This window comes from Mailhella sp., from assembly GCF_057866825.1.
Genome location: NZ_DBMAHT010000164.1, coordinates 1 through 3,782 on the forward strand (window position 1 = coordinate 1; position 3,782 = coordinate 3,782).

The 3,782-nt window shown below is 63.5% G+C and carries 3 protein-coding genes and 1 pseudogene; 2 read left to right on the forward strand and 2 right to left on the reverse strand.

The features are described 5' to 3' along the window. Positions 1 to 493 (forward strand): annotated as a pseudogene (locus ACZM96_RS10030) (nucleoside triphosphate pyrophosphohydrolase); the annotation flags it as partial. Positions 494 to 522: 29 nt separating this feature from the next. Continuing rightward, on the forward strand, positions 523 to 2,040 hold the full coding sequence (locus ACZM96_RS10035; protein WP_489488876.1) for an alpha/beta hydrolase family protein: 1,518 nt from the start codon (positions 523 to 525) through the stop codon (positions 2,038 to 2,040). Positions 2,041 to 2,131: 91 nt separating this feature from the next. On the opposite strand, the gene ACZM96_RS10040 is transcribed toward ACZM96_RS10035, so the two are convergent. Together ACZM96_RS10040 and ACZM96_RS10045 are read right to left on the reverse strand one after the other, a co-directional pair. Then, a complete protein-coding gene (locus tag ACZM96_RS10040) occupies positions 2,132 to 3,166 on the reverse strand; it encodes an ADP-ribosylglycohydrolase family protein (protein WP_489488877.1) in 1,035 nt (344 codons plus the stop codon). Between the two features lie 63 nt (positions 3,167 to 3,229). Then, positions 3,230 to 3,782 (reverse strand): hypothetical protein (locus ACZM96_RS10045; protein ID WP_489488879.1); only part of this gene is annotated, 553 nt, incomplete at its 5' end.

Sequence of the window (3,782 nt, forward strand, 5' to 3'; positions counted from 1 at the left end):
CATCAAGAAGGCGGAAAAGGAAGCTGAAGGCGAAGCGTCCAAGGGCGTGCTCTCTTCCGTGCCTTCCGGCCTGCCGCCGCTGACCAAGGCCTACCGGCTGCATGCCAAGGCCGCAGGCGCCGGCTTCACCTGGGACGACGACGAAGAAGTGGAACGGCAGGTAGAGGCCGAATGGCTTGAACTGCTCGATGCCCGCGCCTCGGGCAGCGACGCCGCCAAGGAACACGAACTCGGTGACATGATCTTCACGCTCGTGGAACTCGGCCGCCGCATGGGCGTCAAGGCCGGTTCCGCCGTGGACTTTGCGGCCAACCGCTTCCGCGCCCGCTTTGAAGCCATGGAAAAGCTGGCCCGCGAACGCGGACTCGATTTCAAGGCGCTCAGCCTGGACGAAAAGGACGAACTCTGGAACGAAGTGAAGGCCGCGGAACCCCGCGAGGAACAGGGCCCGGCCGTGGACTTCGCGGCTCCCAAGGAAAACCCCGAAGCCTAGCCAGGGAAGCTCCGCTGCGGAGCCGACTCATGACTCTGAACGCTTTTTGTCCGACCTTGTTCCGCCTGACGCGGCAAATCGTCATCTTCATGCTGACGGTCTTGATGCTTGCGCCCTGCGCGGAGGCCAGGCAGAAAAATCAGACCATCTACGCTGGCTACCGCACGCTTTCTTCCAGTCTGCCCGCGCAGCGGCTCATGATTCACATGGGCGTCTGGTATCCCACGCGGCGCAAGTCCGGTACCGTGAAGGTGGGAGACTGGAGCTTCAGCGCCGCGCGCAATGCGCCGATCATGGAAGGACCGTGGCCCGTCGTCATTCTTTCTCACGACGTCACGGGCTCGGCCTGGACGCATCACGACATTGCAGCGGAGCTCGCCTCCCGCGGATTCATCGTGGCGGCCCCCACGCACGATCACGACAACGGGGAGGACATGGCGCTGCTCTTCTCCGACCGGGAACTGCCCGTGCGCGCGCTGCAGCTCAGGGCTGCCCTCGACGTCGTGCTTGAGCATCCTCAGATAGGCGCGCAGGCCGACGCCTCCCGCATAGCCTTTCTCGGTTTCGGCATGCCAGCATCCGCAGGACTGCTGCTCGCCGGCGGGGAAATGACCCCGGACGCCTGGGCCGACTTCTGCGGAGAACGCACGCCCGTCAAGCCCGCTTCCGAGGACGGCGACGAAGACATGACGATTCCCTCACCGGAGCTCACCCTGCCGGACACCATCAAGCCCGACATCCGCCCCGACAACGAAATTCCTCCCATCTCCGTGCCGGAAGTCGTGCCTCCAAAGCCTGTCGCCGAACACAGCATTCCGGAAGAGCTTTCAGGAACGGTGCAGAACTTTCTGGTTACGCCTGCACTGGCCGATGAAGGGCTTTCGCCTGACGTCAGGGAGCTTTTGCGCCCCACGGACAGCCCGTGGTGCCGTCCGTTTCTCTCCGGCCGCATGGACGAGCTGGTGGAGAGCATGCGTCACCGCACGCTGGAGCGGGAAGAAAAAACCGTCATGATGCATGTGGCCGTCAAGGCCCGCGAACAGCTTTTCCGCCGCCTGGCCGACTCCGTGGCGCGCAGCCATCAGCGTCAGCTCCGGCTGGCCCGGATCCGCGACATTCCCACTCCGCCGGTGGCGCTTCCCCTGCTGCCGCCTCTCTCCCACAACACGCCCGTGGCGGACGAACGCTTCCGGGCCATGGCCTTTGTCTCGCCCGGCTTTTCCATGCTGTTCAGCCAGGACAGCCTCGCCAACGTCCACATTCCCTGCCTGTTCGTAGGCGCGGAAAAGGAACGCTGGAACCGACCTTCGGAACAGGCGAAACGCTTTGTTGCCATGCTGGGAAAAAACACGGAGTACCAGCTGCTGCATCAGGCGGACGCGCCCTCGCTCCAGACCACATGCCCGGACGCCGATCCCGCCATGCCGCTGGCCTCCCTGTGCAACAGCGTGGACGCAGAAACCCGCGACACCATACACGCCCGTCTGGTGTTCATGCTTCAGGACTTTTTCAACAGAGTCATGGGACGGGCCGACACCTCGCGCTGACCGTCTTCCCGCAAGTTTTTCTCAAAAATTCTTCTTACGAAAAAAGGCGGAACCGCAAGGTCCCGCCTTTTTCACGCCTTCTTGCAGCGCGTCATCCCAGAAGTTTTTCCGCCAGAGGCATGAAGTCCAGCGGCCAGAACATTTCAGGTCTGGGCTGGGGCACGTCGGCACGATCAGCCGCCGGACGGCAGGCCAGCACGGCATCCGCCCACTGCTGCGGGAAGGAATCAATGTCCAGAGCCGCTCCGAGCAGCGCTCCGGCCACCGCGCCGTTGGCTGCGGCGTCTCCGCCCTTCATCACGGTGTCGCGCACGCCCTGCCCGGCGTCGGAAGCATGGAGAAGCTGCCAGAAGCCGTTCTGCAGCGTGGTCAGCACGTGACTCATGTCGTTCTGATACTCGGCAGGGCGCTCAACCGCCGCGCGTTCCAAGCAGTCCAGCACGCGGGAAAGCTCGGCCTGCGGCATGTCGTCGTTCCAGCGGGAAAGAGCCGCCGTCGCCGTCAGCGCCGCACGATGCATGCCCTTCGGAGAGCCGCTCCGCACGCCGTAGGCCAGCGCCGTCACGTATGCGACATTCGCCGCCCGGCACAAAGGATGTGGACAGGTCAGCGCCGCTTCCTCCATGGCCCAGCGGGCAAGCGTTCTCATGCCGGCATCCTCGGTCAGCACGGCCATGTCGGGTTCTCCGCCGTCGTCGCAGGGAAGCGACGTTTCAGGAATGAATCTCGCGCCGAACACGCCCAGAGGACTGACGCGCATGAGTGCGCAGTTGGCCTCGCTTCGGGCATCCGGCTTGCCGTGAAGCGCCCGGAACACCGAATGCGCAAAATCCACGGGATGACTGCCGAGCCAGGATTTATAGGCCACAAAAATCCGCTCGGCGTTGAACGTGCCCTCCGCGGCAAGCGTGCGGGCCAGCGCCAGCGCCATTTCCGAGTCGTCCGTGGGCTGTCCGGGCAGCGTGCGGTACAGGGCACTGCCCTCCAGATCGTCCATCCCGGCGGGATACATGGCCCTGACCTTTTCCTCGTCCTTGAATTCCACCTGACTGCCCAGAGAATCTCCGGCAATCTGCCCGAGCAGACATCCCCATGCGCGGCGCACGACGTCAGCGCTTCTTTCCATAGCTTTTCCTCGCAACCACGCGGACGGCCTTACCTTCGACCTGGCGGCCCGCTCCGCGTCTCGTTATTCGGCCTGAGTTTCGACGGCTTCTTCCTGCTGATCCTCATCCATCTCTTCGAGCTGCTGATCGTTCAGCTGCTGATCGTCCCCGCCGTCGTCCTGCTGATTTTCCATCTGCCCCGCCTGATCGCTGAGCGCGGGATATTCCGGGCTCTCCAGATACAACGTGCAGTAGGTCGCCTGAGCGCCGTTTTCGGTCTCGGAACCGGCCAGAAACACATACACCGCTCCCGGCCTGTCCGCCTTCTTTTCCTCGCCGGCAAAATTCCATTCCAGCACTTCCAGACCACCTTCATCCGCAAGGTATCCGCGCAGATCGTCCCCGGCGTCCTCCACCTCGTTCAGGCTGAGCGAAGGCTCGCCGTAGCGGCGCTCCAGTTCCTGCTTCAGATTTTCAAGCACGTTCAGCGTGGAAGCGCCGTCCACACTGGCGTCATCGGGCGACGATGCCATGATGCGGATAATCCTGCCCTGATACGTGTCCACGGCGTAGGTGTCGAATCTGGAATCCGGGGACGGAGGCGTTATCTCGTACATCTTGAGCTGCCAGCGCTCG

What these genes read in the sequence shown, in the direction of transcription:
- ACZM96_RS10035 (WP_489488876.1), top strand. Translation starts at nt 523, where the DNA reads ATGACTCTGAACGCTTTTTGTCCGACCTTGTTCCGCCTGACGCGGCAA.
- ACZM96_RS10040 (WP_489488877.1), bottom strand. Translation starts at nt 3,166, where the DNA reads ATGGAAAGAAGCGCTGACGTCGTGCGCCGCGCATGGGGATGTCTGCTC.